Source organism: Candidatus Eisenbacteria bacterium (genome assembly GCA_018831195.1).
Taxonomy (GTDB): domain Bacteria; phylum Eisenbacteria; class RBG-16-71-46; order CAIMUX01; family JAHJDP01; genus JAHJDP01.
On the sequence record JAHJDP010000043.1, the window covers coordinates 1 to 3253 of the forward strand.

Genomic DNA, 3253 nt, shown 5'->3' on the forward strand with positions numbered 1-3253 from the left:
CCGTCGGATCCGCCGATGGGGTTTCTGCTGGAGGAGGATGCCGAGGGGATGGCGGGTGGTCTTGATGAAGATAATGGCGCAGCGGAAGGTGCTAATCCGGATCCCTGGATCCGGCCGCCTCCATAGCGGATCCGCCGATTAATGTAAATGTTCCTATTTCCAGGATCGTGCAGGATGTCAGCCTGATCGGGATTTCCGGTTGGGTTCGGGGGAGAGGTGTGTCTGGGAAGATCGATCGGAGGGTATTATTGTGCAAGGAAGACGCCATCATGGACCGGATGAGTGGGGATTCGCAGGGGGAACAGGTCAGGAAAGGCTCTCAGAGCAGTCTTTTCAACACTTTCGAGACCGGTTATCATTCTGGTGGCTGCTGCGCGAGGGCGGGCTGGGGTAAAAAGGGGCGTTGGAATTTCCTATTGGCCTGCCCAGGCGGAATCATGATGGGCGCTACAATTGGCTGCGGCTCTTTTACTCCAGATAAAGGACCCAGATGTCGTATTTCCACGCGAAGCCCGAAGGAACGGCGCCACTAAAACTTATTGCTCTGCCATCAGGAGACCATTGAGGTGATACTTCAGCGTCTTCGCCAAATGTCATCCGTGTCGGATTTTCTCCGGTCGCGGACACGACCCAGATGTCATAGCTGCCAGATCTATTGGACGAAAAGGCAATCTGGCTGCCATCAGGCGACCAGGCTGGCTGGGCGTCATCTGCTGGATCAATTGTAAGTTGGGTCGGATTTTCGCCCGTCCGAGAGACTATCCATAAATTGTAACTTCCATCTTGCTGGGAGTCGAAACATATTTGATTCCCGTCTGGAGACCACGCCACCCTTGTAGGGAACCAACCCTCAGGAAGAAGCTCTTCTGGCATCCCTACTGTAGGAGATACAATGTACGCTTTCCGCTGTTCCCATTGATCTGGTTCTGGATCATAGGCCATATAGACAATCTGATTTCCAGCCGGGGACCAAGAATAAGTTGAAATGTGATACTCTTCGTGACGCCATAAAAAAGCGGATGTCGAACCCGGGGTCGGATCTATCACTCTGAACTCGTTCACTCCATATTCCGAAGTGATGAAGGAAAGCTGATTTCCACCCGGAATTCAGGCTGGTCTTAAAGCTCCTCCCGATTCGTCAGATAATCTTGTTGGCTCACCGCCGTTTGTGGGTATTCGGTAGAGCTCTTGGCTATATTGATCCGTATAGTCTGCTTGGAATACAAGATTGTTGCCATTTGGGGACCAGCATCCCTCTCTTGCACCCACCCTTCGTAGGGAATGGGTTAGCTTGGCTAGAGCAATGGTCGTTGCACTAACAACATTCGACATCTCCGACCAATTGAGTTCATCATCCGCCGTCTTGATGGCAAAGAAATAGGGGGTTTCAAGTTCCAAATTGTGAACTATGTAGGCTTCTTCGCGGCCGGCAACTCCAGGCTGAAACACATCATGGACTCGGGTCGCTTCGTTCCACGAGTCCTCGGTTATCTGAGCTTCAGAATATCTAAGGTCATACTCGAGGGCCAAGCCCACATATCCATTATCGCCCGGGGATGTCCATGTCAAGGAAACGCTGTGCCCAATGGCGTTGGTTGCATTTAGATCGAGCACCTGCCCGGGCGGAAGATTGTCTTGAGCGGGTGTTACGCTCACGACATTCGAGAGCTCGGATGCATTTGATCTATCATCAAGCGTCTTTATACCAACAAAATACGCTCGGCCGGTCTCTAGATCATTGATGGTAAAAAATTCATTGGTATCCACTGATCCTGGCCTTGGAACCCCTTGAACCCTATGAGCTGCGGCCCAGTTTTCCTCGGATATGGGTCCGAAGTCATAGCGAAGATCGTATTCCGCTGCTTGTCCTATGTCCCCATCGTCACCCGGCGCGGTCCATATCAAAGTCGCGCTGGTTTCGTCAAATGAAAAGATTTCAAGGTCGTGGATGGCACTTGAGGCTATTGTGTCTCCAATAGTCGCGGTTGCTATATTGGATAGATCTGACCAATTAGGTACCTCGTCTGCTGTCTTTAGGCCAAAATACCACTTGCCTAGACCCAATCCCGAAATCTCAAGATGCTGCATCTGGCCAGCTGGTACGGGTTCCGGACATGACGCCACAATTGTCGTAAAATCCCAAAAGGTCTCAGTGATGCGAGTCAAAGAGTAGCGGAGATCGTAATGGGAAGCTTGACCCACAGAGCCATCATCGCCCGGCGCTGTCCAATAAATAGTAACTCGATCCTCCGCTGCTGGTGCTGTAGCTAGGTTATGCACCGCGGCTGGCGGTGTTGTATCGGAATAAGTTGGTGCTGTGCGTTTGTCTTCCGAACAGCCGACTGCGAAATAGGCGTGAGTGCATATACACAAAATGCGTCCTGGCATTTGATACCCCATGCGCTTACAAATTATTATACTCAGCCCAGGAATCTCGTTAGTTCTATTCACATTTCTATTAACGTTCTGATACCGCGTGAAGGCTTTTGGCGCGATCTACGCTTTATTATTCTCTCCCCTTCTACGCCATTCTCTCATATACGCGGGAAGTGAGACAAGGACTTCTTACAGATTCCACTTGTTGCTAGCCCGAATAATTCATGATTGTTAAAGACAGAAAGGCCCCCGTGTGTTAAAAAGTAGTTACGAAGCTGCTTTCCAAACACAACGGAGGCTTTTCATGTGTGTTCAGAATAAGACAAACTGTATTTTATTTCCAGAACTTTTTGCCAAGCCAATCCACGCCAATTTCGACCAGGATCTTGCCAGTTCCGACGGCGGCGCATTGCTCCTCAAAGCGGCTGACCGGCGCATTGGGCTCACCTCGGCCATGGGTAACTGCCTCTGGGACCGCCGGCAAACCAGCAAAGTCAAACATGGACTCCCGGAGCTGCTTGCCCAGCGTATCTTCAGCATTGCCTGCGGATACCCTGATGCCAACGATGCTGCCCGTCTCGGTCATGATCCGATCCACAAGATGCTCATCGAACGAGATCCGGTCAAGGGCCTTCCTTTGGCCTCTCAGCCAACCCTTTCACGTTTTGAGAACGCCGTTACCCGCAGTGATCTCTTGTCTCTTGGAGAGGTTTTGGCGGACAAAGTCATTGCGCGTCACCGGCGACGGTTGAATCGCAAAGCGCGCCGCATCATTTTGGATCTTGATGTCAGCCATGACCCCACCCACGGCCAACAGCAGCTGAGCTTCTTTCATGGACACTACGATACCCGCTGTTACCTGCCACTTTTTGCTTTC

3 protein-coding genes are annotated in these 3253 nt (G+C 51.3%); 1 reads left to right on the top strand and 2 read right to left on the bottom strand.

Annotated elements, in window-relative coordinates; genetic code table 11:
* Positions 1 to 468: 468 nt before the first annotated feature.
* Together KJ970_09265 and KJ970_09270 are read right to left on the bottom strand one after the other, a co-directional pair.
* Positions 469 to 1062 carry a hypothetical protein gene (locus KJ970_09265; GenBank protein MBU2691107.1) on the bottom strand — a complete coding sequence of 198 codons (594 nt, stop codon included), beginning with the start codon at positions 1060 to 1062 and terminating at the stop codon, positions 469 to 471.
* Positions 1063 to 1107: 45 nt separating this feature from the next.
* Positions 1108 to 2088 (bottom strand): hypothetical protein, encoded by a 981-nt coding sequence (locus KJ970_09270; GenBank protein ID MBU2691108.1) that lies wholly within the window; start codon positions 2086 to 2088, stop codon positions 1108 to 1110.
* 541 nt (positions 2089 to 2629) lie between these two features.
* On the opposite strand from KJ970_09270, the gene KJ970_09275 reads away from it, so the two are divergent.
* Positions 2630 to 3253 (top strand): transposase (locus tag KJ970_09275; protein MBU2691109.1); only part of this gene is annotated, 624 nt, incomplete at its 3' end.